The following is a 24,750-nucleotide window of genomic DNA, read 5'->3' on the forward strand; positions in this document are numbered from 1 at the left end:
TTAGATTTTTGCTAACTCCTACACTCCCTCATTATCAGCTGCTGCAAACTGACTTACTTCCTGTGAGGGCTGACTAACCCTGTTTTTTTGTAAAGCTACATATAGGTCTGAATGTACGTAGATACCTTCTTTACCAGATGTCATACCAGCAACGTCAAACCATGAAAGGAGCTGTCGTTTTCTACCGGCTATTTCTAATCGAATGTTACGCTTTTTAAATATCACGTCTAAATCGGCAAGCATCGCCATCACACTTAAATCTAAATGGGTAAAACAGGGCACAGCATCAATAATAACGCACTGAGTGTCGTCTTTTTGCCGTGCGTATTGCTCTAACAAGCGGCGTTTAAAGTAACCTGCATTAAAGTAAGTTAAGGGCGAATTGAAGCGATAAATAAATACACCTTGCACAGCTTTGGCTTTATCTGTGCTATCAAGGCTTCTTACTACCCCGTTGATATCAACACCTAATACAGTGTCGGTTGGTCGCATTACGGTGCGAATGAACTGAAATAATCCCAATAGTACGGCCAGTGTGATGCCAGGTATAACGCCAATAAATAACACAGCAAGTAAAGTTGCCAGCGCAAGGTAAAAGGCGTGTTTATCTTTGCGTTTTAATTGCCATACTGCTTTTAAGTCTAATAAATGAATTGAAGCAATAATTAGTACTATGCCTAATGCGGCACTGGGTATGAACTCCAGCGGTGCGGTTAAAAAGAGTGCAATGATGGCAATAATAGCGGCTGCGATGATTGAAACCAGCTGTGTTTTTCCGCCGCTAGCATCGTTGACGGCAGTACGAGAGTCTGCACCGCTGACGGCAAAACCTTGTGATAATGCCGAGGCAAAGTTCGCAATACCTAAGGCTCTAAATTCTTTATCCGCATCGATATCATAACCATTTTTGGCGGCAAAACTACGGGCAGTCAGCATCATGCTAACAAAGCTCACGATCGCTAAGTTCAGCGCTGGCACTACAAGCTCACGAATAATACCAATATCATAAATGGGTGTATTAAATACTGGTAAACCACCAGTGACTGTGCCAATGGTATTGATTTCAAATTGTTTTAAATTAAAAAGCCAGACTAATATGGCAGCGAACGCAATGGCAAACATGGCAGCAGGCCAAGTTGGCTTTAGGCGCTTCATGGCAAAATAAGCAGCAAGAGTAAATAGAGCCATTAACAGGGTGGGAATATGAGCTTGTGATAAATAAGTAGGTACTGCGGCTAAGCGTTCCAATAAATATTTTTCATCGAAGGTAAAGCCAATTACTTTTGAAAGTTGACTAACAATAATTGTGATAGCCACCCCGTTTAACAGACCCATTAGAATAGGTTTAGATAAAAAGTCAGCCAGTACACCTAATTTAAATTTGCTGGCAATTAAACACCAAAAGCCGGTCATGGCGGTCATAGTGACGACCAATTGCCAATGTTTGACCGTATCACCTGCGGCAAGTGGGGTGACTACCGCTGCAATAACCGCGCAGGTTGCGGCATCTGGCCCAACAATGAGCTGTTTAGAGCTACCAAACAGGGCGTATAAGATCATGGGTAAGATACATGAATACAGACCAACGGCGGCATTTACACCAGTAAGTTGTGCGTAGGCGATTGCAACGGGCAAAGCAACAGCGGCAACAGAGAGTGCAGCTCTAAAATCATCAGTAAACCACTTTCGTTCATAATGAAATAAAGTGTTTAAACCCGGCATAAAATCATACAAACGCGATAGCACAACAGTTTCCTAGTTAATCGTAATTACACGTGGATAGTAAATTTAATATTAGTGCATGTATACCCCAAGATACAGACTTCATAGCTTGGGGAAATTTGTTTTTTGAAACACAGGGTAGAGAAGGACGAGCAGTTATTGAGCTGCTAATTGCAGGTGGATGCTGCTCACTAATTCGCTAGGTAAACACAGCTGATCAGCAAGAGCATTAAGGTATTGTTGTGAAATGGACTGTTGTAAATCAATTGCGCTGGCACTTGCGGCGTAGACCTCGATCCCCGTTTGTGCATTTGGCACAGCGTGCACAAGCTCCGAGAGTGTCATTGGCTTACGTAGCTCATCAAACAGCATGGCTTTTTCCTGCATTGAAAGTGCCATGGTTTCTACTTGAGCAAATATCTTTTGTCGCTCTGTTTCGTCGATATGGCCATCAGCATAAGCGGCTGCGATCATGGCACGCATTAAGATTAATTGACCCGAACCGCTTTCATCTTCCACGACTTGCGAAAAACACTGCTCTGGCATGGTCGCAGGTGTAAAATCAAAACGGTTCGTGTGCTTTGGTATTGGCTGTTGGGTTGCTTTATGTTGCTCTGAATATTGTTTATAGGCTTTCCAAGCAAGGCCTCCTACGGCAGCTAATGCACCGTATTTAATTGCTTTTTTACCGGTCTTCTTACTGCTTTTACCGCCCACTAGGCTTGTTAAGCCACCGCCAGCAACACCGCCTAAAAAGCCACTCAATGCACCTGATTTACTGAGGTTACCTACTAGTTTTTGTAAGTCTTTCATGCTCTTCTCCTAAATTAGTATCGATTTTAGGGTATATGCAATTTGCTTAATTTAACACCATTTAATTGTTACAAAGCAATACCGACTTTAGCTGGCTTCGCGCGCAGTCTTGGTTAATTGAACGAGCGCTTTGCGTACCGCCATTGGGCTGTCGCACGGCTCATCAAAGGCAATGTAATAGTTACGGTTTAGGCTTTGTAGGTAAAAGCCTTGCGGTAATAAACCACTCATAACTGGTGATGCGTCATCAAGGTTACAGTGCTGTTTTAAAATCAGGCTCATGGCATCTTGGTGATCAGCATTCATGTGCTCAATCATGCTTTGTTCTTGTGACTCGTCCCATTGCTTACTTGGCTGTTGCCACTCGGTTTGTTCTAACCAAAATATTTTGCCAAAACCACCAATGTAGCGCACCCGTATTGTATCTAATTGCCACAGATTAAAGTCATGAGCATTGCGATAACTTTGTGCTTCAGGAAATAAGGTGACGTACTTATTAATCAGGACCTCGGCGTGCTCTTGGCTTACTAAGCTGCCATCACCGACAATGGTTACTCGACCATGTTCATTTTGATCGCCTCGTTCTGCAGCATCAAACACCGTTAGGCTCATACGTTTATCATGCAGTAGGTTTTTAGTATGCTGCGCTATGTCACTAATAAAAAAGTAAATGCGGCCTTGTTCGTCACACATATAAGGGGTTACTGAGCCAAACGGGTAACCTCTTAAATTATGCGAGAGGGTAGACATAACACCACTACTTTTTTGAAACACTAACTTTTTGGCCTCATAAAGTGCTTGCTGTCTCATACGTACTCCAGTTGTTTAATTACTTTTTATTGCCGCTATTTTGCGTTTAAAGCCACTGCTTTGCAAATGATTCTTGTTTACGTGGCGGGGTTTGCATTATAGTAGCCGTATCCTTATTAAATTGCTGGGTATGTTGTTACTCATAGGCTTTAATCTAAACTTTATCTAACAAAAGTAGCATGCCTTTAATAAGTCGTTTTTATTAAGTAGTTTGTATTGGATAGTTTTTCTTAGATAGTAAAGGAGTTATCTTGAAAATTTTTATGTGTTGTTGGTTTATTGGCTTAATGCTTTTTAACTCATTGGGCTTTGCGGCTGAAGCTGTGAATGTGGTAACACAGCAGGTTAAACAGCAGCAGTTGGTGCCAAAAATAACCCTTACGGGATCGTTAAAAGCACAGCGTCATGCTCAACTTTCAGTGCTTGCTGATGGAGTAATTACTGAAATATATGCAGAAGCAGGACAATACCTAAAACAGGGTGAGCCTCTACTGGCGTTAGATTCCGCGTTAATAAAAGCGCAATTACAAGCCAATGATGCTGATGTCGCGCGTGCGCAAGTGGCCGTTGATGACGCCAAGCGGCGTTTTGCTGAGGCACAGTCACTATCTAAGCAAAAACTGTTTGCGCAAACTGAGTTGGCAGACAGGCAAGCCGCTGTTAAAGGCGCGCAAGCAAGTTTACTCGAAGCACAAGCAAATCAAACTTATCAACAACAGCTTTTAAAACGCCACCAATTGGTTGCCCCCTTTAATGGTATCGTGGCTAAACGTATGGTGGATTTAGGTGAGTGGGTTACCCGCGGGCAAAGTGCCTTTGAATTAGTCAGTAATGAATCGCTTTGGCTTGATCTATATATGCCACAAGAGCATTTCTCAGCGATAGATATTGAAACTGCCGTTGACGTATATTTAGCTTCACGTCCAGATCAGACGTTTAATGCAAAAGTTATAGCGAAAGTGCCGGTCGTGAATACAACACACCGCAGCTTTTTACTGCGCTTAGCTATTACTAATTCAGCTGACTTACAAGTAGGGTTGTCGGCAACAGCAGAAATCGCATTAAAACCTAGTGCTAAAGCGAGCGTAGTGATTGAGCGAGATGCGTTGTTACGTCACCCTGATGGCGGGTTTAGCGTTTTTACTGTATTTGAAGACGTTGCCACAAGGCAAAGTGTTAAAGTGGGCTCACGTATGAATGGCCACGTTGAGATAACACAAGGCTTGAATGCTGGACAGTGGGTGGTTACGCAAGGTAATGAACTGCTCCAAGATGGTCAAGCGGTTAAAGCAGTAACGCAAACGGGGGCTAAATAATGCTCCAAGGTGCGGTAAAACACGCAACGCTGGTGGCTGTTGCAGTGCTTATTTCGTGTATTTTAGGGCTTGTAGCTGCGTTTAAAATTCCGGTGCAGATGATCCCTGATTTAGATGTACGCACAATAACAGTGGTAACGCAGTGGCCAGGTGCGACCCCACAAGATGTGGAAAAAGAAATCCTCATAGAGCAAGAGCGGTATTTACGCTCATTACCAAATTTAAAGCGGATGTCGAGTTATGCCAACACCGGCGAGGCAGAGGTAGAACTTGAATTTCCGTTTGGCGTTGATGTTAATGAAGCATTGATCAATGTAAGTAATGCATTAGCTCAAGTGCCTAACTATCCTGAGAATGTTGATCAACCTGTACTCTACAGTAGCTCGTTTTCATCGAACGCGTTTATGTTTTTCTCATTAAAGCCGCTAGCAGGGAATCCGCTGAATATTGATATTGATATGCTGCGGGACTTTGCGCAAGACAATGTTCGCCCAGAAATGGAGCGTGTAGCAGGTGTATCGCAAGTTAATGTACGTGGCGGAGCGTTATATCAAATACAGATATTAATTGATCAGCAAAAGCTTGCCAGTAGAAACATTAGTTTAGTTGCCGTAAGAGATGCCATTCGCAGCCGAAACCAAGATGCATCAGCCGGTGACATTGACAGCGGCAAGCGCCGATACTTATTACGTATGGTAGGACGCTTTCAATCAGCGCAAGCGCTTGAAGAGTTAGTGATTGCACAAGATCAAGACCGTACAGTACGGCTCAAAGATGTAGCGAAAGTACAGTTAGATCACTATGAACTGCGCGATGTGTCATATAACGATGGCGAGCGAAACTTAATGCTGTCGGTGCGCCGCGAAAGTGGCTCAAACGTGATGGCCATTAAAGATGAAATGACTGCAGTGGTAGAGCGCATAAACCGAGATTTATTGGCACAAAATGGCCTGCAATTAACCTTGCTCAGTGATGATGTACGTTATGTAAAAGGGTCAGTTAAAAATGTTTGGACCAACTTAGGAATTGGTGCATTACTGGCAACTTTAGTGATGTTTTGGTTTTTGAAAAGCCCACGTTCGACTTTAATAGGTGTAATGGGCGTACCAATTTGTACTATTGCTGCATTTTTGGGGCTCTTATTATTTGATCGCACTATTAATGTTATTTCATTAGCTGGGGTAGCTTTTGCTATTGGTATGACAGTGGATAATACCATTGTAGTCCTTGAAAATATTGAACAAGCTAAGCAACGTGGACTGTCAAAGCTCGACGCTGCAATTGCAGGGGTGCAAGAAGTATGGCCTGCTGTATTAGCGTCAACGATGACAACCGTGTTGGTGTTTGCGCCTATTTTGTTTATTGTGCAAGAAGCGGGGCAACTGTACTCTGATGTTGCTATTGCAATTTCAGGGGCAATTATCGCCTCTATGTTAGTGGCTTTGTTAGTGGTGCCGGCCGCATCTGCGCGATTTGCGTGTACTACAAAAGCGGATACCGCTATGACCTCTAGAATGAGGTTACCACGGTTTATCCCATCTTTCTTAGCCTCAAAAATGCAGCGGATTATATGCGTTGTTGTGGCGGTAATAGGCTTGGTAGGTGGTGCTTGGTTATTTATGCCCGAAGCAGAATACTTGCCTGAAGGGGAAGAGCCGAAGGCATTTTCAATGATGATTGCCCCACCAGGCTATAACTTGAGCCACATGCAAAAAATTGGCGATGAATTACTGACTTACTTTAATCAGCATTTAAATGCGCCGAGTGCTGACTTTGAGCAAGGTAATACTGAATTACCTTCGTTGAAATATTATTCATTATCGGTTGGTGTTGGCAATATTTGGTTTTTAAGTGAACCTAATAATCCTGAACATATTGATGCGATGATGGCGGCAATCACCGCCAAATTTAAAAGTTATCCCGGCATGCGGGCGTTTTCATCGCGCGGCTCAATTATTTCAAGCAATGATGGCGGCACGCGTGCAGTCGCACTTGATATCAGCGGTACAGAGCAAGTGGATTTATACCGCGCTGCCGATGCCGTGTACCGCCTGGCCAGTGAGGTGTTTGATAATCCACAAGTGGATTCAGAGCCTTCTTCATTAACTCTCGATCAGCCTTTAATTGAAATTCAGCCACGCTGGCAGCGCCTTGCTGAGGTGGGCATGACCGCTGATGAGCTAGGTTATACCGTTGCGGCGTTAAGTGATGGCGCTTATGTGGATGAGCTTATTTTAGATGATGATAAGGTCGACGTGTTTATATTCTCTGAAGCGGGTAATAACCAAAGTCTAGAGGGGCTTGAGCAAGCACCGGTAGTAACCTCACAAGGGTTACTACCGTTAAATGCGCTGGCCAACCTAAACGAAAAGGCCGACAGTGACAGTTTACGCCGAGTTGATGGTCGTCGTACTGTGACCGTTTATATTATTCCACCGCGTGACGTGGCACTTGAGCGTGCGCAGCAACTAGTGCGTGAGCAGCTATTGCCGCAGCTTCAGCAGCAAGGTGACTTGCTCCCAGGAGTGAACATCAGTATTGGCGGTGCGGCAGATCAATTAGAAAAAACACGCGATGCCCTCAGTGGTAATTTTATTGTCGCTCTAGCGTTATGTTACTTATTGTTAGTCGCTATTTTTAAACATTGGGGCCAGCCATTATTTATTATGGCAACCGTGCCATTAGGAATGGCTGGTGGATTATTAGGGCTTAATCTAATCAATGGATTTGGCGCTGTATTTGGTGGCTTCCATCAACCGTTTGACATGATCACTATGCTTGGCTTTTTGATCTTATTAGGCACTGTGGTTAATAACCCAATTCTGATTGTTGATCAAAGTCGTCGTAATTTAGTGGCAGGTATTGAGGCTTACCCGGCGGTTATTAGCGCACTTGAAACGCGTTTAAAACCCATTGTTATGTCAACCATGACAACGCTGTGCGGTTTAGCACCCTTAGTATTTATTCCTGGTGAAGGCTCTGAGTTGTATCGTGGGGTGGGGATTATCGTGTTGTGTGGTATTGCCGTATCAACAGTCGTGAGCTTAACTGTGCTGCCAGCGATGTTATTAATGGTGTATAAGCAAAAGAGTTAGCTCTAGAGTTATAGCTTTAGAGCTATTATAAAGGAAGTTTAGTATTTGCTAAGCTTCCTTATTGGTGTTCGTGGCTTTAAACCATACTAAATAACACTGAGACCATTAATAGCAAAGCCATTGTTATATTGAATCTTTGCAAACGCCGCGGATCTTTTAAATGGTGTTGTAGCTTTTGCCCTAGCAGTGTCCATGAGCTCACGCAGGGCAAGTTTATTAAACCAAAAACCAAGCCAACGATCAGTGTTGCGTGGACGTTTTTTGATGGAGCGTAAACGCTCATGGCACTCAGTGCCATGGTCCATGCCTTCGGATTCACCCATTGAAATAGTGCAGCTTGTACAAACGTAAGAGGCTTAGCCTTATCCTGGTTATTACCTTCAGCTGTTTGGCTGGTGGCAATTTTATAGGCAAGATAAAATAAGTAGCCAATACACAACACTTTAAGTATTTGATAGCTGGTTGGAAATAAATCAAATAATTGCATTACCCCAAGACCAACGAGTACTAACATTAATACAAACCCTAATGCGACCCCCAACATATGCGGCACTGTGCGTCTAAAGCCAAAGTTAGCCCCTGAGCTCATTAACATGAAGTTATTAGGTCCAGGGGTGATAGAAGAAACAAATGCAAATAATACTAATGCAGATAATAATTCAATATTCATTTTTAGTTGCTCGGTGGAGAATGATTGTGCAATTATATTCTTATTTAAACGCAATTTTTGCGCTAACTCCGTTTTAAATAATTTTTTTTGGTAGAAAAATATGAAAAAAGATCGAATTAACGAAAGAATATTGCAAGAGTTAAAAATCAATGGCCGAATAGCTAACGCAGAGCTTGCTGAGCATGTCGGTTTATCGCCGTCCGCTTGTCTGCGCCGTGTACAAGAATTAGAAAAAACAGGCGTGATAAAAGGCTATCGCGCCGTTATTAATAATCAAGCATTTGGACTAGGCTTTATCGCTTATGTAGGTGTGGGTTTAAATGAGCATTCGACACAATCGCAACGTGCGTTTGAGCAAGCACTGGAGTTTATAGATGAAGTAAAAGAGTGTCATAACGTGACAGGTTCTTTTGAATATATGTTACGAGTAGAAACGGCGGATATAAAATCTTATAAAGCGTTTCATGCAGATGTATTAGGGTCAATCCCACAAGTACGAACTATAACATCACATATAGTTATGGATTCGCCAAAAGATGAGCGGGCGTAATCTGTTTTAAAGTGTTTACTCTAGGTACTAAACGCGTACAATGCGGCTGCACTCAAACCTAGGTAGCAAAGTGACGCTGCGGCGTTGCAAAGTATTATTCATCTTCATGATTATTTCTTACACGATAGAGTTAATATCAATTTCTATATATTTGTCTTATATCGAGAATTTATATGTGAATATAGCATGTGGGTAGCTTTAGTTTCGAATAAATACTTTATTGTAAATAGGTACTATTATTAGGTTTTATAAGCTCTTGATGTAGCAATACCATTGAGCTTCTACATTGTTACACGAGGGATAAAATGAGTAATTTAAGTCTGAAAAACAAGCTGTTGTTATTAGCTATATTACCATTCACGCTGCTGTTAATTAGCTTAATGGCCAGCTCATATTATTTAGAGCACCATAATCAACAACTAAATTTTGCATCATTTAAAGCAAAATTGATTACTGATAAAGAAAGTCTATTAGCAAACGAGGTTGAGATAGGCCGTAAAGTTGTTAGTTACGGACTTTCTAAAGGTACTAAAGAAGATGCAATAAATGCATTGCGTGACCTTACGTTTGGTAATGATGGTTACTTTTTTATCTATGATACAAAAGGCGTAAGTATTTTTCATGCGCTTTTAGGTGATGCCATTGAAGGACAAAATCAGATAGCAATGACAGATCCTAACGGCAAAAAAATCATCGTTGGCTTACTTGAGCAAGCTAGGCAAGGTGGTGGTGCTTTTTATTATCATTTTCAAAAACCTAATACATCTGGTTTAGTTGAAAAAATAGGGTATGCAGCGATGATCCCTGGCACTGATTGGATGATAGGGACAGGTGAATACATGGATGATATTGAAGCCGAGCTTGCTAAATATCAAATGACAATACAAGAACACATGAATGAAAAAGTAACGACATTATTATTGATCGCATTATTTTGGGTGATTTTAACGGTGTTTTTTGCTTTAGTTGCGGCTAATACTATGGTTAAACCAATTCAAAATATGGTTAAAAGCTTAGATGATATAGCAAAAGGACAAGGCGATTTAACTAAGCGATTAGAAGTTCATAGCCACGATGAAATAGGTCAACTAGGTAACTCCTTTAATGTTTTTGTGAGTAAGTTACATAGTATTATTGCTAATGTAGCGGATGTAACTTGTGATGTAAAAGACTCATCAAATAGTATTAATACGCAAACTCAGTTAATTGAAAACCAATTACTAAATCATAATCACGAAACAGAATTAGTAGCCACTGCAATTACAGAAATGTCTGCCACCTCTCAGGAAGTAGCACAAAATACAACGCAAGTTGCAGTATCGACTCAGTCAGCTACTCAAGACGTTGCCAATGCTCAACAATGCGTCGATGTTTCTTTAGATGAAGTTTCAAATTTAATGAAAGAAATTAATCAAGCCGCTGAGCAGGTTAATTCATTAAGTGAACAGTCGAAAAAAATTAATAGCGTATTAAGTGTTATCGGTGGCATTGCTGAGCAAACTAATTTACTTGCCCTTAATGCGGCCATTGAAGCTGCAAGAGCAGGGGAGCAAGGCCGTGGTTTTGCTGTTGTTGCTGACGAAGTGAGAAGCCTTGCCAGTCGTACGCAAGAAAGTACGTTAGAAATAAATGAAATGCTTAACGAGTTACATACTCTTGTCACGGCAGCTGTTGAGGCAATGTTAGCCAGTCAGCAAAGTTGTAATCGCTCAGTTGAGTCATCAAGAGCTATTTCAGAAAGTTTAGGCGCGGTAACAAGCGCCGTGACAACTATTAATGATATGAGTACACAGATTGCCACCGCAGCTACAGAGCAAAGCAGTGTGACTGAAGAAATTAATCGCAATGTTTTTGCTATTCAAGAAATAGTTAATGAACTTACCCGCTCAATAAAAACGACTTCAACGGTTAGCCATCATTTAGCTGAGCGAGGCGAAAGCTTGGGTGATCTCGTTGGCCAGTTCAAAATTTAATATAGTAAGCGCAAAATTGATACTTAATTGATGGTTTGGGTATAAAAAGTGTTTAAATTACAAAAGGCCAAGCGTTAAACGCTTGGCCTTTGTTTAAGTGCTTGCTTTAATAGAGGCTATTAAAGCAAGTAAATAGCTGCTAGGTTAGCTTTGTAATTCACCGGTTGATGATTCAATGTGAGCACGCACAAACCACTGAAATTGCTCAAGCTCAGCAAGTTGCGCGATGATCATATCTTCTGACACAGGATCAAGCTCAGATAGTTTCTCAAGAGCCTTACGGTGGTCGCCATTTACTCCGTTGTATACTTTATCAAGAGCAACAAGGTGATCCTTCACTAATCCTTTACCAATTGAGTAATCTTCCCAAGAGCGGCGATCAACAATTGATTTAGGTGTCCCTACTGGCACGCCACCTAATGTGGCAATACGTTCTGCGATAGTATCTGTCATCTCTTGAACAGCAGCTACTTGCGGGTCGAGCATTTCGTGTACACCAATAAAGTTAGGACCCACCACATTCCAGTGAATGTGTTTTAAGGTAAGCTGCAAATCAATTAATGCAACCATACGGTTGTCGAGTTGTGCAATTGCTTGCTCTGCAGCTTCACTATTCATCCCAGGGGCGGTAAATTCAGCGACTTTACTATTACTCATAATTCCTCCTAAATTAAAAACTAAGCGGGTATACCTTAACCGAAGCAATGGGCATGCCGAGTTTAAATTTTAATAATTATCAGCTTTTTCAATCTGTTATATTTATTTTTTGCGAAGTGGCTATGATCACAAAGGTAATTGATATGAAAAACATGCATGGCTGTGTAAATTATTCATGGCTTGAAATTATGACAATTTCGTGAATTTACTGGTTGGCCCGATTTTTGTTAACGCTTTTAATTTATGATGTTGGCAAATTTTGTCAGCAATAAAAAATGAGCAGTAATGATTAACAGAAGACAGTTTTTATTTAGTGCGGGAACGCTTGCGTTTGTAGGACTCTCTCGCAGTGCATTTGGTAAAGTGCCAGTCACAGACTTAGGCAGTGATCTTGCTGCTTATGGACCTTTAATTGCAGATAGTAACAAACTTTTAGATTTACCTGCAGGCTTTAGTTATAAAGTGATTTCTCAGCTTGGTGAGAAAATGGTTGACGGTCAATTTGTGCCTGATAAAGCCGATGGCATGGGGTGCTTTGAGCTTGATGATGACAGGGTTGCCTTGGTTCGAAATCATGAACTAAAACCCACTGATTTAGCTAAAGCAGATGCTGGCGCGCAAACGCATAAAACACCGCAGGCTTATGATACTAATAAACAAGGTGTCGCTTTGCCAGGCGGCACCAGCCATATTATTTATAACCTTAAAACAGGTCAAAAAGAGCAAGAGTACTTATCTCTCATTGGTACTATCCGTAACTGCTCTGGCGGTATAACGCCGTGGGGAACTTGGCTTACCTGCGAAGAAACTACGTTAACTAAAGCCGATGGTTTTGCTCAAGATCACGGTTATATTTTTGAAGTTCCTGCAAATGCTAAAGGCTTAGTGGATCCTGAGCCGTTAAAAGCGATGGGGCGCTTTAACCATGAAGCTGCCGCAATCGACCCGAAAACAGGTATTGTTTACCTTACTGAAGACAAAGGCGACAGCTTATTTTATCGCTTCATTCCAAATGAGTACGGAAAATTACACAAAGGCGGCAGGTTGCAAGCTATGGTTATTAAAACCACACCACAATTTGATACCCGAAATTGGGCTGGTGCTAATATGGCATTGCATCAAAATATGGATGTTGAGTGGGTTGATTTAGATAATCCCGAAAGTCCAAAAGATGACTTACGCTTACGTGGCTATGCCAATGGCGCTGCATTATTTGCCCGCGGTGAAGGCATTCATTGGGGTAATAATGAACTGTATTTTTGTTGTACTAATGGCGGTAAAAAGCAACTTGGTCAAGTTATGAAGTATGTACCATCGCAGTTTGAAGGCACGAGTCAAGAGCAAACCGATCCAGGGAAAATTCAACTTTTTGTTGAAAGCACCGATGGCTCGCTTTATAACTTTGGTGATAACCTAACCGTTGCACCAAACGGGCATTTAATTGTTTGTGAAGACCAGTACACTGATGTGGTTGATAACCATTTGCGTGGTGTAACACCTAAAGGTGAGGTATATAACTTTGCTCGCTTAAATACTCAGGCTGAGTTAGCTGGGGCTTGCTTTTCACCGGATGGTAAAACCCTGTTTGTAAATGTATTTACACCAACGAAAACCTTGGCCATCACAGGTCCATGGGATAGTTTTAAGGGTTAATAGTAAGATAAAGTGAAGATACTTATCTTCACTTTATCGCAGCTCATAGAAATATATATACTGCAGGTAGGGCAATACCGCTGATCACCCAGAGTGATCTCATCCCCCAAGGACTGTGTTTGCCTTTAATCATAAACAAGCCACTTAAAGCCAAAAAAATCAGTAAAGCCGCAAAGGCATCGGAAAATATAATCCAAGATGCTTTCGTCTCGTTCAGATGCAAGCGGTTAAATGCTTGAAACACATGACGAGGGGTTATTTTCTCATATATTATTTGCTGATCTTTTAGATTTAATAACAGGTTGTTGCCATTTTTAAAAAATACTTTAAATTGCGTCGGCGATGCCCAGTAAGAGGCTTTCACTTTTTCATCAATCTGACTTGTTACAAGTAACTGACTTATTAGCTTTTCATCATTATCAAGTGACCAGTTTTGGGTGGATATAGGTGCTATAGCTTGCTCGACACGGTAATTAGGATTCCAGTCATCTTTGTGATTAACCGCTATGCCTGATACAGCAAAAATGATCACTAAACCAATGCAAAAATAACCGATATCACGATGTAAACTCCGGTTTAATTTGTACCAATTTATTTTTCTTTTATTCAAGAATCTCTACACCTGTAGGTACAAGTTGATAAATTGCCATAGGCTCTGTCACCGTATTTTCGTCAAATTCGTTTCCTGCTTGCTGTGCTCTGTGCGCTAGTAAGGCTTTGGTGCGGTCTAAGTTTAGTTGGATTTTATTTAGCTTTCCGGTTGCAATTGCTTTACTTCCTTTTGCTGTCATAGGAAATACCATATCACCGTCATTAACCTTAATTTGCAGGTTTTCAAAACGCTTATCAGAGGCAATCGTCATCCAGCAGCCACGTTTAGCGCATACACCAACAACGGTACCTTCAATAGTAATTGGTTGATCTAAATAGTTATCTGGTGCGGCCATTATAGTCGAAATTTTTAACCGATTAGTATTATCGACAGGTTTACCAAATTGTTCGGCTGCAGCTGAAGATAGTCCAATAGTTGCAATCATCAGAATTAATATTTTGCAAAAATTCATCATAGTTCCTTTTGTATTAAGATAAATTAGCCAAGTTAATTATAAGATTCGGATAAACAATCCACTTTTTTATATAACCATAAGTAATTATTTATTGCAATTTTAGAGTTAAGACCCTAAAATCGCCACAAAACTAAATGGTAATGATTTTTATTAAGGAGTGATGATATGAAATTTTCGTATGTTTTTCTATGTGTTGGAGCGGCTCTTTCTAATTTTTCTACATTCGCAGCGACTGACTCTGATAAAAAAGCTCAAGACATAGAGCAAATTGAAGTGTTAGGTCATAAGCTAACAGCTCTAAATCAAGATGTTGCGAGTTCTGTATCGGTACTTTCTACAGAACAAATAGATAGGCAACAAGCGGCTGATTTAAACCAAATACTTAAGACCCTCCCAGGGGTTGAGCTGTCAGGCAGTGTTGCGCCTTTATCAGGGCAGCCGGCTATTCGCGGCTTATATGGCGAACGTATTTATATCATCAGTTGATGATGTAAAACGTAAAATTGATTCCGATGGTAGTCAAAACATCGCGCAAATTAATTCATTAGGTATTAACCCTGATCAGTTAAAACAAATCCAAGTTTTACGTGGTGCTGACTCACTGACGGTAGGCTCTGGTGCTATTGGTGGCAGTATTCGCTTAGTGACCAAGGATGCAAGTGATTATTTAGGTGATGAGCAGGGCTTTGGCGCTCGATTTTCGGTGACACATCAATCGGTTTCAGACGCGAATGACTTTAATGCTGATCTGTTCTATTTAAATGATGTTAGTGATACCGTTTTATCACTCGGACAAGTTGAATATGATGATATTGATGTTGTTGCTAAGGAAGATGCAACGGATGACGAACAAATTCAGCAACTGAGCAAAATACAAAACAAATCAAGACGACAAAATGCGACCCTAAAAAATACGTGGTACTTTAACTCACATCATAGCCTTAAAACTAAGCTAGATTACAGTAAAACTGAGTCGGTTGATCAGCCCTATGGTCAGCGACTTGATTTAGCTATTGCATACCCCACGCTTGCTGAAGATTACAAAAATGATTATCTCGAAGGCATGCTTAAATACACCTATCAAGGTGAAAGCGATTACGTTGATTTAGATGTACAAGCTTTCTATTCTAAAAAAACTTACGATGAGATTACCAAAGGGTATATAGAGCGTGGAACCAATAAAATAAATTACGATAGTAACAGTGAAGGGCAAAGTGCCCGTAAAGGTATTCGGTTTGCAAACTTATCGACCTTTGAAGGTGCTATCAACCATAAACTTGCCGTAGAGTTACAATATGACACTGAAAGTTTCAAGCAAACTCAGTGGAAGGATCAGCAAGCGTCTACTTATTACGGCAATAGCGATGCACAAAACTGGTCATTATCTTTGATTGATCAAAGTACATTCTTTGATGAGCGCTTGTTAATTACCGCAGGTTTAAGGTTTGATGCGTATGAGCGTGAAAGTGACCACTTTGAACAGTTTGATAGCAATGAAGGTAATGAGCTATCGAGCGAACTTGGCCTTACATTTAAAGTAACTGACTACCTTAATCTATATTTAAAAAGCGCTGAAGCATTTAGAGCACCCTCGCTGCAAGAGCTTTATAAACAAGATGAATGGCGCTGTCATATTGGCGGCAAGATTTGCTACAGCGAACCACAGCCAGATCTTAAACCAGAAGACTCAGATAATCTTGAAATGGGTTTTGGTCTCAGTTGGCAAAATCTGCCTTATGCAGATAACTTAAGCTTTAAAGCCATTTACTTTGATAACGAAATCAATAATTACATCGATAACGTGCCATTTATGTATTACCTCGATGCTGATGGCGAAAAACAACTTGGTTCGCCAGGGCCACAACCTGCTAATGGTATACCTGTTGCTACTCACCGTGATTATAGTGCTAAGAATATTGGTAAATTATTTAGTCATGGTATTGAAATCGAAGCACAATATACCTTTAAAGCAATCGATATGTATGTAGGTTATTCAACGATTAATATGGATGTTGAAGGAATGCCTAACTTCTTTTTAGGAACCATTGATTACACGCAGCAGCCTTATGCTGAAGCACCGGCAGATAAAATTACTTGGAATACTAACTATCAATTCACCGAGCAGTTTAATGTAGGTTTACAAATGCTGCATTACCGTGAGCAAAAACGTTTAAGCGATACCTACTTAGAATACGGTTATGGTACAGATACATACACTGTTTATAACCTGAATGCCAAATATCAAGCCACCGGCAGTTTAGAAGGTTTCATCGTGAGGTTAGGGGTGGATAATTTAACGGATAAACGTTATTTAAGAGCGCCAGCCACTGAGGCGAGTGACCCAGCCGAGCTTGGTCGTAACTATAAAGTGTCGCTAAGTTATCAGTTTTAATCTTTATTATGATTGAATAAATAAAACAGGCCAAATTATGGGCCTGTTTTTGATTAAAAACATAAGTTGTTTGATAAAAACTCATTTCGTCCCCATATAAGGTTTATCTTGGACTTGTAAAGGGAAATTATGCGCCATTATCCACTCTATAAAATCGACGACATGTGTTTACGCCGTCTAGGAGTTGGGGTTCTTAACACCTATAACCTCACAGATATAACTGATTTAAATATCGAAAAAGCAATCAACAAAGAATCTCAGGATTTACTCGCATTAAATGACGATTGCACGAGTGATGACTTTATTGAGTTACGCCAGCGGCGTAATATCAGTGATGACGTGGTTGATGACGACTTATTTGCACAAGTTGTTGAAGGCGACGACGGTGGTTTATTCATAGTCAGTGTGTGTCGTAATGATGATGACGAAACCATGTTTGAAGTCTTTAGCGAACATGCATTAACAGAATCGGTTTTAAAAGAACTCGTCACTTACATTCGCAAGGTGTTTTGTTGGTGCACGCCTAAACACATTTGTGTGTGGCCTGCACCTAAGTCACAACAAGCGCAGCAATTACTGTCACTACCAGATGCTCGCGCCGTTGATTCTTTGTTAGGCAGTCAAACGCCATTGCTTGGTGTGTGTGATGATTTAAAAGCGGATATCTCTTTACAGCCCTTTGAGCTAGATAAATATTGGCCTTGGTATGAGCAGGAGTACAACAAGTTTCTAACCGAAAACCCAGCAATGGCAAGTATAGTGCCAATCAGCGAGAAAGAAGAATTGATGGATTCGATTGAAGCTGACTTATGCTGCATGGCATTTTATAAAGGCGAGCCTTTCGGCATGGTTATGGGGGAGGCAAGTGAAGAATTGGGCTTTGATGGTTTATTGGTGAGTGATATTTTTATTGCTAAACAATATAGAGGCCAAGGTTTAGCCTCACCGATGCAGCGCCTCTATTACCAGCAGCATGTTCACGATTTTGAGCTTTTCTTTGGTTATATTGATGCGAACAATCAGCCTTCATATAAAAATGCACTTAAACAAGGCCGCAAATTACTACGCCAAGAGCTTTATTTACCGGCGCAATTGTTTATATAAAAACTTACTCATATTCTCTTGGTTTTTTGGTTTTGATCACGGCAATATAACCATGCCAACTGGCGTAACTTAGTAGCGGCATAATGACAATAAAGCCTGTTGCGCCAGTGATAAAACCAATCGCAACTAATATAAAGATACAGCCAGACCACACAACCATTGCGCTAAAATTAGTTTTAACGGCATTCATAGAAGACATAACAGCGGTCATTATATCGACTCGTCTTTCCATCATGATCTGTGGCGTAAATGCTGAAATGGCAAACACAGTGACGAGCAATATTCCGCCAATGATGGTACCTAAAGTTAAAAATGCAGAGAGTTCTTCAAACGTCGGGTTTGCATGGCTTGGGTATAATGCATGCACTAACGCCGCAAGACGCATCCAAATAATCATGACCACCATAAGCAATACGGCAAAGCCCCATTCACCAACAGGATTTCTGAACATAGACTTTAACGAATGCAGTAAAGTCGGTGTATGACCTTTTTCAAGCTCCCAAGCTACATCATATAAACCCACAGCAAATACAGGGCCAATTAAAGCAAACGCCACGGTCGCGGGGATAATAACAAGATGGGTTCCTGTGAAAACGGCAGAATAAATAATTGTCAGTGGTATCACTGTAAATATTAAGCCATAAATAAGACTCAATATAGGTGCTTGAGTCATATCTTTAAAGGCGAGGGCAAGCCAATGAAAGGCTGCAAAAGTGCTGACTTTGTTGCACTCTAAACAACGCGCAAATTCAGCGTTTTTATCAATTGTGTTAGTAGTTGGCATATCGATGATCCTCTTAGAGCTACTCTATAGGTTTAGGATATGGATGTATTATTTACAAATCGTCAATTGAATATTTTCATGTTAGATGGAGTGTTTAGTGCATATTTTGTGTTGTAGTACAGCAGTGAATATTAATGTTAAATAAAGTTTTTAGTTTTGTATGTTTTTACTAAAACTTAGTGCTACTAGTCTAAACTCAAAGATGAGTGCGCTTAGCAGTACATAGTAGATAGCAACTGTTTTGCTTTAATTTTCTTGAGGTATCTATGATCCACCATGTTACTCATATTTATACAGATCTGAAGACATTAACAGCAGAGCTTGTAGTAGGGGAGGTTTCTTGTGCAATGACAGGTTCACAGGCGCAGCTAGTTCAGGTTTATTGTGGCGAAGCTGAACAGAAAAAAATAACTGCAATTACAGCGCTCATCAGCGCTAAGTTACCGATGGCTATAGTGGTTGGGGCAACTACGATAGGTGAGGTCGCTCATGGCCAATTGATAACGAATCAAACAGTGATTGGCTTTACTTTTTTTGAGTCATCAAGAATAAAGGTTGTTGCTATGGCGTGTTATAGCGATGAGCTTGGCACGGGTGCTGAGTTAGGTCGACGCATCAGCCAATCATCTACTGAAATTGCAGGTATCTTGCTACTTTCGACTCCTTTGAGTATCGATGCATCCAAACTACTGCAAGGGATAGAATCAACCCTAAGTGGTTATCCTATTTTTGGTGGCGGAGCTGGGGATTATTCAGCAACGACAAACTCATTAGTCTTCTCTAAAACAAAGATGTTTGATAGAGGAGCAATAGCTGTCATTTTTTGTGGTCGCGATCTTCATGTTGAAGCCACGACTTATTTAGGGTGGCAACCACTGAGCCGCGCTATGCGGATAACGCAGGCTGATGGTTTGAATGTTTTACAGGTAGATGATAAACCTGCATTTGATGTTTATCATCGTTATTTGGACATACCCAGTGATGAGCAGTTCTTTTTAAATGCATTGGAGTTTCCGTTTTTGCTAGAGCGCGAAGATGGAATGTTGGCGCGAGTCCCAGTAGCAACAAATGAAGGTGGAGCACTGCGATTTGTTGCCGATATAAAAGAAGGCGAGACATTTCGTATTGGCTATGGCGATATCGATTTAATAATTGAAAATTCAAAAAGCCTTCATCAGTCAATGGCACAATTTTTCCCTCAGGTGGTTTTTCTTTATACGTGTGGATGCCGACGCTTTTTAATGCAGGAGAGTGTGGAGTTAGAGACTTTACCGTTACAGAGGATAGCCCCAACGTTCGGGTTTTACACCTATGGTGAATTTTTTGGTACTTCTAAATTAACCTTATTAAACTCGACAATGGTGGCGGTAGGTCTACGCGAAGGATCTCAGCCTAAAAGAAACTTAGTTACAACAGAAAGTAGGGTGTCAGAGCCTTTAAGTTTGCCCGACCCTTATGCTAATAAACATACTCGCATAGTATCTAGATTACTACGTTTTATTGATGCGGTGACATCGGATCTAGAAGCCTCCATAGAAGATGTCACTCGGTTGTCGATCACCGATCAACTTACACAGTTAGCCAATCGTATGCGACTTGACCAAGTGTTAGATAAGCAGATAAAACATGCGAAACGCTATGATTCAACATTCTCTATTATTTTGCTTGATGTGGATTACTTTAAACAAGTTAATGATAAATATGGTCATATTGTTGGAGATGATGTACTCATACGTATAGCACAGACACTAATTGAGCATACACGCGATGTAGACATTGTTGGTCGTTGGGGGGGAGAGGAGTTTTTGATTATTGCGCCCAGTATCGAAATAAATTGTGTCGTACAGCTTGCTGAGAAATTACGTGTCGCAATTGAAAGTGTAGAATTTCCAGCTGTTGGGCGAAAAACAGCCAGTTTTGGCGTTGCTGAATTTCAGTTTCAGGATGACCCAAATAAACTCGTTGCACGAGCTGATGAAGCTCTTTACGAAGCCAAGCGGGCTGGTCGTAATTGTGTTAAGTTTGGTTATTAAAGATATGTAATTTAGTATTGACAGGCAATTGAGTGTTAGCGCTACAGAAAAATAGTGAAAAAACGGCCATGGTTGAATGGCCGCTTTTATGTTTCACGTTGGGATAACTTATTAATCTATCATGTAAGCTCTTATAACAGCTTGATCAGTTGTACTGTTATTTACATCAGTCATAATCACACGCAGGTGAACAAAGTCCCCAGCGATTGCGTCATTTGGGATTGTTGCATACCAATCTCCATTGATGTTTTCAATTTGAGCAATTTCAGCTATATCATCAGGTAAGATACGATCTGTGTTAAGTGGGTAGTTTTGACTTTCGTCAACGCTACATGATGTATAACGATACATACGACATTCACGGCCATAGCGGTACATTACTTTTACTTGGGTTAAGTCAACTTTGCCAATACCTTCCACAAGACCATTAATTTTAATACGTACCGGCGTATTTGCAGGCGCAGTATTTTCAAGATCAAGTGGAATATCTATTAGTGGCATTAAAATCGGCTGCACACCTTGCGTATCAGCATTTGAAGTGAATGTATGACTTACATAAATTTCTGAACCTAATAGCTCTTTAGCAAGATGAATATTACCCACACCGCGTTTATAAGTATTTACAGAATATTCTACCGTTGCATTCTCATCAGGCATTTCTATATAGCCGTTAGTTAGAGAAATTTGCTCGCCATTTAATTTATAACCCACAGCTGAACTTAAGCTATAGCCTAAACCACCATCATGACCTGCGGCATCACCATACGCTGAGTTTTTCACGTGCAGTAAGTTAGTGTCTCGGTAACCTCGAGGTGAACCATTACTTAGTAAAGTTGCACTCAACGGTGCTTTATCCCAACTTGTAACCGCTTTATCGCCAATACTATATTCACGTGGGCCATTAAATAAGCCACCATCAGTATTGAAGTTAATAGAAGGCATTACAAGATTAGTCCATGTAACGCTAGGTAGTTCAGTATTTTTATGGTTACCTTTACGGCGACCATTGTGTGACTCTTCACCACCTGTTGCAGTAAAATATTCAGTTCGAACTTGCGGCGTTGCCACCATTTGTGGGCTACCTGTGCTATAAAATTCACCGGTACTTGGCAATGATGTATACGTGTCAGTGTATTTTATGCGGGCTGCGCCTTGCGTATAATGAGTTGACTCAACTTGGGCTAGATCTTTATTTTTTATTCGGATTTCGCCTGTTTCAATTGCGCCATCAGTCCAATGAGCGATGCTATAAACGTAAGGTGAATGTTCATGAGCAGTACCAGACCAGCTAATTGTTAAATCTTGGTTCGCTTCTAACTCTGCATAGATTTTAGCCATTTCTTCTTGTGCAATTGAAACCACCGGAATATCTAATCGACCTGCAATATTTGGCTTATAACGACCATTTCTATTTATAACTGAACTGATAACACCTACAGCGCCATGTTCAAGTGCTTTAGCTACTTGAGTAGATGTAACATAATAATCAGCATCAACGAGGGCTATTTTCCCAGCAACATCAAAGTTATTCCAATCAGTGTTGTAGCCACCATCACCAACGGCTACTACCTGAGCACTACCTGTGCCGTTAAATGAGAGTGCAGCACCTGCTAAAATATAATCTAACTGATAACCACCTTGAGTGGTTAAAACAGGTTTTGGTGCATAGGCACGTGTTGTTACAAAACTACGGAAGCGTTCATCTTGGCCTGTTGAAAGAGCATAGAAATCAGTAACATAGTCAGGTGCAAGTTCGATTGCAGCTAATTTTAGTGTTTCAGCATCACTTAATGCATAGGTAAAACCAAATGAAAACCCTTGCATTTGTGATGGTTTATCTGTTTTGAAAGTCACTGGTTTAGCTTGATTTGCATCAAAGCTAATTGCGGTATCAGTGTCTAAGTTAACATCGAGTTCAGCCATCATTGCAGCTGACTCAACTAAACCACCAAATTGTGTTGGATTATCGTAAGTCATGATGTTGGCAACAATGCTGTATTGACCTTTTGGTAATTCAATAGTGCTACTACCATTAGTGAATTGGCCTGATTGGCCCCAGCTATCTTCACCACTCATGATATAAAATTTAGATGGACTTGCCGCTGGTAAGCCTAAACGATCTGTAGCATTGAGGGTTAAGTTTACTGTTGGTGGCTCTATCCAAAATGACACAGGTACAGTGAGCTTTTGTAACTCATCAAACTTACCATTTTTATAATGGCCGCGTTTTTTACCATGATGATCTTTAACTTCTTTACCTACAAGGCGACCAGTGATAGTGCCGTAGGCTGCATTTTTCAGAGCAACGGTAGGGTTGATCCATACCGGTACTTCAGCCGTGCCGTTGGCCGGTACGGTGATTTTTTTGCTACCGATACCAGCAAGTCTATACGCTGTTAATGGCTTATCGTCCTCGCCCACAAATGTGATATCTAAATCAAAGGTAACATCTTCATCACTTAAATTTGTAAGTGTGACGCTCGTTTCATGTACTTGGGACTCACTTTGTGAATCAAAAAAGCCAAGCTCAAGATTCGGCGCACCGATCACTGATTGGATCATTGCTTGGTTAACATCCATAGGACCTGCGCCTTGGTCGAGCACATGAGCACGAGTTGGTGCAACAGATGATGTTAATACGGCTTTTAATTGTGCTGGTGTTAAGTCAGGTCGAGCTTGTAGTACTAAAGCCGCCCCACCAGATACATGAGGAGCTGACATTGAAGTACCTGAATTTGCACGGTATGCATAGTCTCCTTTGCCGCCAGATGCCGCAGCAATAACACTAACACCTTGTGAAGTAATATCAGGTTTAGCTGAATGACCATCAGGTGATGGACCGCGACTTGAGAATTCTGCGGTATTACCGGCGCGATCAATTGCACCCACAGTTAATGCACTTGGCGAACAACCTGGTGAGCCGATTGTTTCGCGGATAAAGCTGTTACCAGCTGAAATAACAAATAAGGCCTCATCGCTTAAAGCTTCAACCATATCAACCATAGGGCCATCACATGAGGTTACACTGCCACCTAACGACATACTGACAATATCAGCACCATTATCAACCGCCCATTGCATGCCTGCGAGAATACCTGACGTGGTGCCAGAGCCGGTATCACTTAATACTTTACCAATCATGAGTTGTGCACCGGGGGCCATACCAACGTATTTACCATCGGACTCGATACCTGAGCCTGCTACGGTCGAAGCTGTGTGCGTACCGTGGCCGCTAAAGTCATCAATACCTGTTGAACCATAGCTGTTAAAGTCCTGATATAAAAATACATTGCTTGATAAATCTGGATGATCTGTATCGTAGCCTGTATCAAGTACAGCCACTTTGACCCCAGCGCCATTATAACCAATTGCATAAGGGCCATACGCACCTGTAAGAGGAACTGTCGGGGACGTTTCGTCTACTTCTATTAGTTTCTTCCACCATTTATTACGGTCTTTTGGGTTGTGCTTACCCTTGTGTTTATCGTTATTATTTTTATGTGCTTGAACCATACCATCAAGCCACACACCTTCAACGGCTGTATTTGCAGATAGACCACTGAGTACATCGCTCATTTGGTCTTTTTCAACAGTCATTACCACACTGTCGATAACTTCAAACGTAGCTTTTACTTTTGCGCCAGGCATAGCCATAGAGAAGGGTTTTTTCGCTAATGTATTTGCGCGATATTCAACAATTACTTGCAAAGAGTCTGAGCTTGCGTCGTCATAACCTGCTTGATATAACTTATCAATATTAAACAGTTCTCTATCTAAGGCACCAGAGTCAACTTTTGCTTGTGCGGATGCAGGAATAACGTAGCTTTCACCACCCCGTTTGAAAAGACTGGTAAAGGCCTCTTCTCCATTCTCTCCCAGTAAACGAATACCACCGATAGTGCCATCTGTATTTAAACGAGCAGAGACTTTATCTCCGGTGATCAATGTAAAGCTTAGGTTTCTTTCTGGGTTATTAAGCTCAGTTTGGGCATCGTTTGCATAGGTGAAAGGTGCTAAAGATGACATTAAGCCTAGATATAATGCACCTTTAAGAGCAAGTGCGACTGGGCCTAATTTTGGTTTTTTGTTCATTTTATATTCCCTGGATAAG

Annotated in this window: 18 protein-coding genes; 9 read left to right on the forward strand and 9 right to left on the reverse strand. The window is 41.0% G+C overall.

Annotated features, from left to right (window positions below):
- Nucleotides 1-18 precede the first annotated feature (18 nt).
- The 3 genes from CWB85_RS00085 to CWB85_RS00095 form a co-directional block, all read right to left on the reverse strand.
- The gene (locus tag CWB85_RS00085) at nucleotides 19-1,746 is read right to left on the reverse strand and encodes a SulP family inorganic anion transporter (protein ID WP_016708768.1); all 1,728 of its coding nucleotides are present in this window, start codon (nucleotides 1,744-1,746) and stop codon (nucleotides 19-21) included.
- A 132-nt stretch (nucleotides 1,747-1,878) separates the two neighbouring features.
- Entirely contained in the window at nucleotides 1,879-2,535 is a 657-nt protein-coding gene (locus CWB85_RS00090) for a tellurite resistance TerB family protein (RefSeq protein ID WP_138553739.1), read from the reverse strand.
- Between the two features lie 87 nt (nucleotides 2,536-2,622).
- The gene (locus CWB85_RS00095; RefSeq protein WP_138553740.1) at nucleotides 2,623-3,345 is read right to left on the reverse strand and encodes a HugZ family pyridoxamine 5'-phosphate oxidase; all 723 of its coding nucleotides are present in this window, start codon (nucleotides 3,343-3,345) and stop codon (nucleotides 2,623-2,625) included.
- 251 nt (nucleotides 3,346-3,596) lie between these two features.
- Between CWB85_RS00095 and CWB85_RS00100 the strand changes: the two genes are divergently transcribed.
- The gene (locus CWB85_RS00100) at nucleotides 3,597-4,661 is read left to right on the forward strand and encodes an efflux RND transporter periplasmic adaptor subunit (protein ID WP_171038963.1); all 1,065 of its coding nucleotides are present in this window, start codon (nucleotides 3,597-3,599) and stop codon (nucleotides 4,659-4,661) included.
- The gene (locus CWB85_RS00105; protein WP_138553741.1) at nucleotides 4,661-7,756 is read left to right on the forward strand and encodes an efflux RND transporter permease subunit; all 3,096 of its coding nucleotides are present in this window, start codon (nucleotides 4,661-4,663) and stop codon (nucleotides 7,754-7,756) included. The genes CWB85_RS00100 and CWB85_RS00105 overlap by 1 nt, the downstream gene beginning before the upstream one ends.
- Before the next feature lie 76 nt (nucleotides 7,757-7,832).
- Here CWB85_RS00105 and CWB85_RS00110 read toward each other — a convergent pair whose 3' ends face one another.
- Complete coding sequence (locus CWB85_RS00110) at nucleotides 7,833-8,426, reverse strand: LysE family translocator (protein WP_138553742.1); 594 nt, start codon at nucleotides 8,424-8,426, stop codon at nucleotides 7,833-7,835.
- A 100-nt stretch (nucleotides 8,427-8,526) separates the two neighbouring features.
- Here CWB85_RS00110 and CWB85_RS00115 point away from each other — a divergent pair, with 100 nt between their 5' ends.
- Both CWB85_RS00115 and CWB85_RS00120 read left to right on the forward strand, forming a co-directional pair.
- Nucleotides 8,527-8,976, forward strand: a complete 450-nt coding sequence (locus CWB85_RS00115) for an Lrp/AsnC family transcriptional regulator (protein WP_016708774.1) — start codon at nucleotides 8,527-8,529, stop codon at nucleotides 8,974-8,976.
- 305 nt (nucleotides 8,977-9,281) lie between these two features.
- Entirely contained in the window at nucleotides 9,282-10,949 is a 1,668-nt protein-coding gene (locus tag CWB85_RS00120; RefSeq protein ID WP_016708775.1) for a methyl-accepting chemotaxis protein, read from the forward strand.
- Nucleotides 10,950-11,093: 144 nt separating this feature from the next.
- Here the strand turns inward: CWB85_RS00120 and dps are convergent, their stop codons facing one another.
- On the reverse strand, nucleotides 11,094-11,606 hold the full coding sequence (gene dps / locus CWB85_RS00125) for a DNA starvation/stationary phase protection protein Dps (RefSeq protein ID WP_016708776.1): 513 nt from the start codon (nucleotides 11,604-11,606) through the stop codon (nucleotides 11,094-11,096).
- Nucleotides 11,607-11,891: 285 nt separating this feature from the next.
- Between dps and CWB85_RS00130 the strand changes: the two genes are divergently transcribed.
- Nucleotides 11,892-13,259: an alkaline phosphatase PhoX gene (locus tag CWB85_RS00130; protein ID WP_016708778.1), complete on the forward strand. Its 1,368-nt coding sequence runs from the start codon at nucleotides 11,892-11,894 to the stop codon at nucleotides 13,257-13,259.
- Between the two features lie 43 nt (nucleotides 13,260-13,302).
- Here the strand turns inward: CWB85_RS00130 and CWB85_RS00135 are convergent, their stop codons facing one another.
- Nucleotides 13,303-13,869, reverse strand: a complete 567-nt coding sequence (locus tag CWB85_RS00135; RefSeq protein ID WP_138553743.1) for a PepSY-associated TM helix domain-containing protein — start codon at nucleotides 13,867-13,869, stop codon at nucleotides 13,303-13,305.
- Nucleotides 13,862-14,326 carry a DUF4920 domain-containing protein gene (locus CWB85_RS00140; protein WP_244390301.1) on the reverse strand — a complete coding sequence of 155 codons (465 nt, stop codon included), beginning with the start codon at nucleotides 14,324-14,326 and terminating at the stop codon, nucleotides 13,862-13,864. Before CWB85_RS00140 ends, CWB85_RS00135 begins: the two co-directional genes overlap by 8 nt.
- 165 nt (nucleotides 14,327-14,491) lie before the next feature.
- On the opposite strand from CWB85_RS00140, the gene CWB85_RS22730 reads away from it, so the two are divergent.
- The 3 genes from CWB85_RS22730 (at nucleotide 14,492) to CWB85_RS00150 (ending at nucleotide 17,822) form a co-directional block, all read left to right on the forward strand.
- The gene (locus CWB85_RS22730) at nucleotides 14,492-14,812 is read left to right on the forward strand and encodes a TonB-dependent receptor plug domain-containing protein (RefSeq protein ID WP_249314741.1); all 321 of its coding nucleotides are present in this window, start codon (nucleotides 14,492-14,494) and stop codon (nucleotides 14,810-14,812) included.
- A complete protein-coding gene (locus CWB85_RS00145) occupies nucleotides 14,784-16,718 on the forward strand; it encodes a TonB-dependent receptor domain-containing protein (protein ID WP_249314742.1) in 1,935 nt (644 codons plus the stop codon). Before CWB85_RS22730 ends, CWB85_RS00145 begins: the two co-directional genes overlap by 29 nt.
- 129 nt (nucleotides 16,719-16,847) lie before the next feature.
- Complete coding sequence (locus CWB85_RS00150) at nucleotides 16,848-17,822, forward strand: GNAT family N-acetyltransferase (protein ID WP_138553744.1); 975 nt, start codon at nucleotides 16,848-16,850, stop codon at nucleotides 17,820-17,822.
- Between the two features lie 4 nt (nucleotides 17,823-17,826).
- Here CWB85_RS00150 and CWB85_RS00155 read toward each other — a convergent pair whose 3' ends face one another.
- A complete protein-coding gene (locus tag CWB85_RS00155; protein ID WP_138553745.1) occupies nucleotides 17,827-18,606 on the reverse strand; it encodes a DUF2189 domain-containing protein in 780 nt (259 codons plus the stop codon).
- Between the two features lie 347 nt (nucleotides 18,607-18,953).
- Here CWB85_RS00155 and CWB85_RS00160 point away from each other — a divergent pair, with 347 nt between their 5' ends.
- A complete protein-coding gene (locus CWB85_RS00160) occupies nucleotides 18,954-20,639 on the forward strand; it encodes a sensor domain-containing diguanylate cyclase (RefSeq protein WP_016708784.1) in 1,686 nt (561 codons plus the stop codon).
- A gap of 111 nt (nucleotides 20,640-20,750) precedes the next feature.
- On the opposite strand, the gene CWB85_RS00165 is transcribed toward CWB85_RS00160, so the two are convergent.
- Nucleotides 20,751-24,731 (reverse strand): S8 family serine peptidase, encoded by a 3,981-nt coding sequence (locus CWB85_RS00165; protein WP_016708785.1) that lies wholly within the window; start codon nucleotides 24,729-24,731, stop codon nucleotides 20,751-20,753.
- Between the last annotated feature and the right edge of the window lie 19 nt (nucleotides 24,732-24,750).

It is taken from the genome of Pseudoalteromonas sp. S1727 (genome assembly GCF_005886375.1).
GTDB lineage: Bacteria > Pseudomonadota > Gammaproteobacteria > Enterobacterales > Alteromonadaceae > Pseudoalteromonas > Pseudoalteromonas haloplanktis.

What these genes read in the sequence shown, in the direction of transcription:
- CWB85_RS00105 (WP_138553741.1), top strand. Translation starts at nt 4,661, where the DNA reads ATGCTCCAAGGTGCGGTAAAACACGCAACGCTGGTGGCTGTTGCAGTG.
- dps (WP_016708776.1), bottom strand. Translation starts at nt 11,606, where the DNA reads ATGAGTAATAGTAAAGTCGCTGAATTTACCGCCCCTGGGATGAATAGT.
- CWB85_RS00090 (WP_138553739.1), bottom strand. Translation starts at nt 2,535, where the DNA reads ATGAAAGACTTACAAAAACTAGTAGGTAACCTCAGTAAATCAGGTGCA.
- CWB85_RS00160 (WP_016708784.1), top strand. Translation starts at nt 18,954, where the DNA reads ATGACAGGTTCACAGGCGCAGCTAGTTCAGGTTTATTGTGGCGAAGCT.
- CWB85_RS00110 (WP_138553742.1), bottom strand. Translation starts at nt 8,426, where the DNA reads ATGAATATTGAATTATTATCTGCATTAGTATTATTTGCATTTGTTTCT.
- CWB85_RS00155 (WP_138553745.1), bottom strand. Translation starts at nt 18,606, where the DNA reads ATGCCAACTACTAACACAATTGATAAAAACGCTGAATTTGCGCGTTGT.
- CWB85_RS00115 (WP_016708774.1), top strand. Translation starts at nt 8,527, where the DNA reads ATGAAAAAAGATCGAATTAACGAAAGAATATTGCAAGAGTTAAAAATC.
- CWB85_RS00095 (WP_138553740.1), bottom strand. Translation starts at nt 3,345, where the DNA reads ATGAGACAGCAAGCACTTTATGAGGCCAAAAAGTTAGTGTTTCAAAAA.
- CWB85_RS22730 (WP_249314741.1), top strand. Translation starts at nt 14,492, where the DNA reads ATGAAATTTTCGTATGTTTTTCTATGTGTTGGAGCGGCTCTTTCTAAT.
- CWB85_RS00140 (WP_244390301.1), bottom strand. Translation starts at nt 14,326, where the DNA reads ATGATGAATTTTTGCAAAATATTAATTCTGATGATTGCAACTATTGGA.
- CWB85_RS00165 (WP_016708785.1), bottom strand. Translation starts at nt 24,731, where the DNA reads ATGAACAAAAAACCAAAATTAGGCCCAGTCGCACTTGCTCTTAAAGGT.
- CWB85_RS00130 (WP_016708778.1), top strand. Translation starts at nt 11,892, where the DNA reads ATGATTAACAGAAGACAGTTTTTATTTAGTGCGGGAACGCTTGCGTTT.
- CWB85_RS00145 (WP_249314742.1), top strand. Translation starts at nt 14,784, where the DNA reads ATGGCGAACGTATTTATATCATCAGTTGATGATGTAAAACGTAAAATT.
- CWB85_RS00150 (WP_138553744.1), top strand. Translation starts at nt 16,848, where the DNA reads ATGCGCCATTATCCACTCTATAAAATCGACGACATGTGTTTACGCCGT.
- CWB85_RS00120 (WP_016708775.1), top strand. Translation starts at nt 9,282, where the DNA reads ATGAGTAATTTAAGTCTGAAAAACAAGCTGTTGTTATTAGCTATATTA.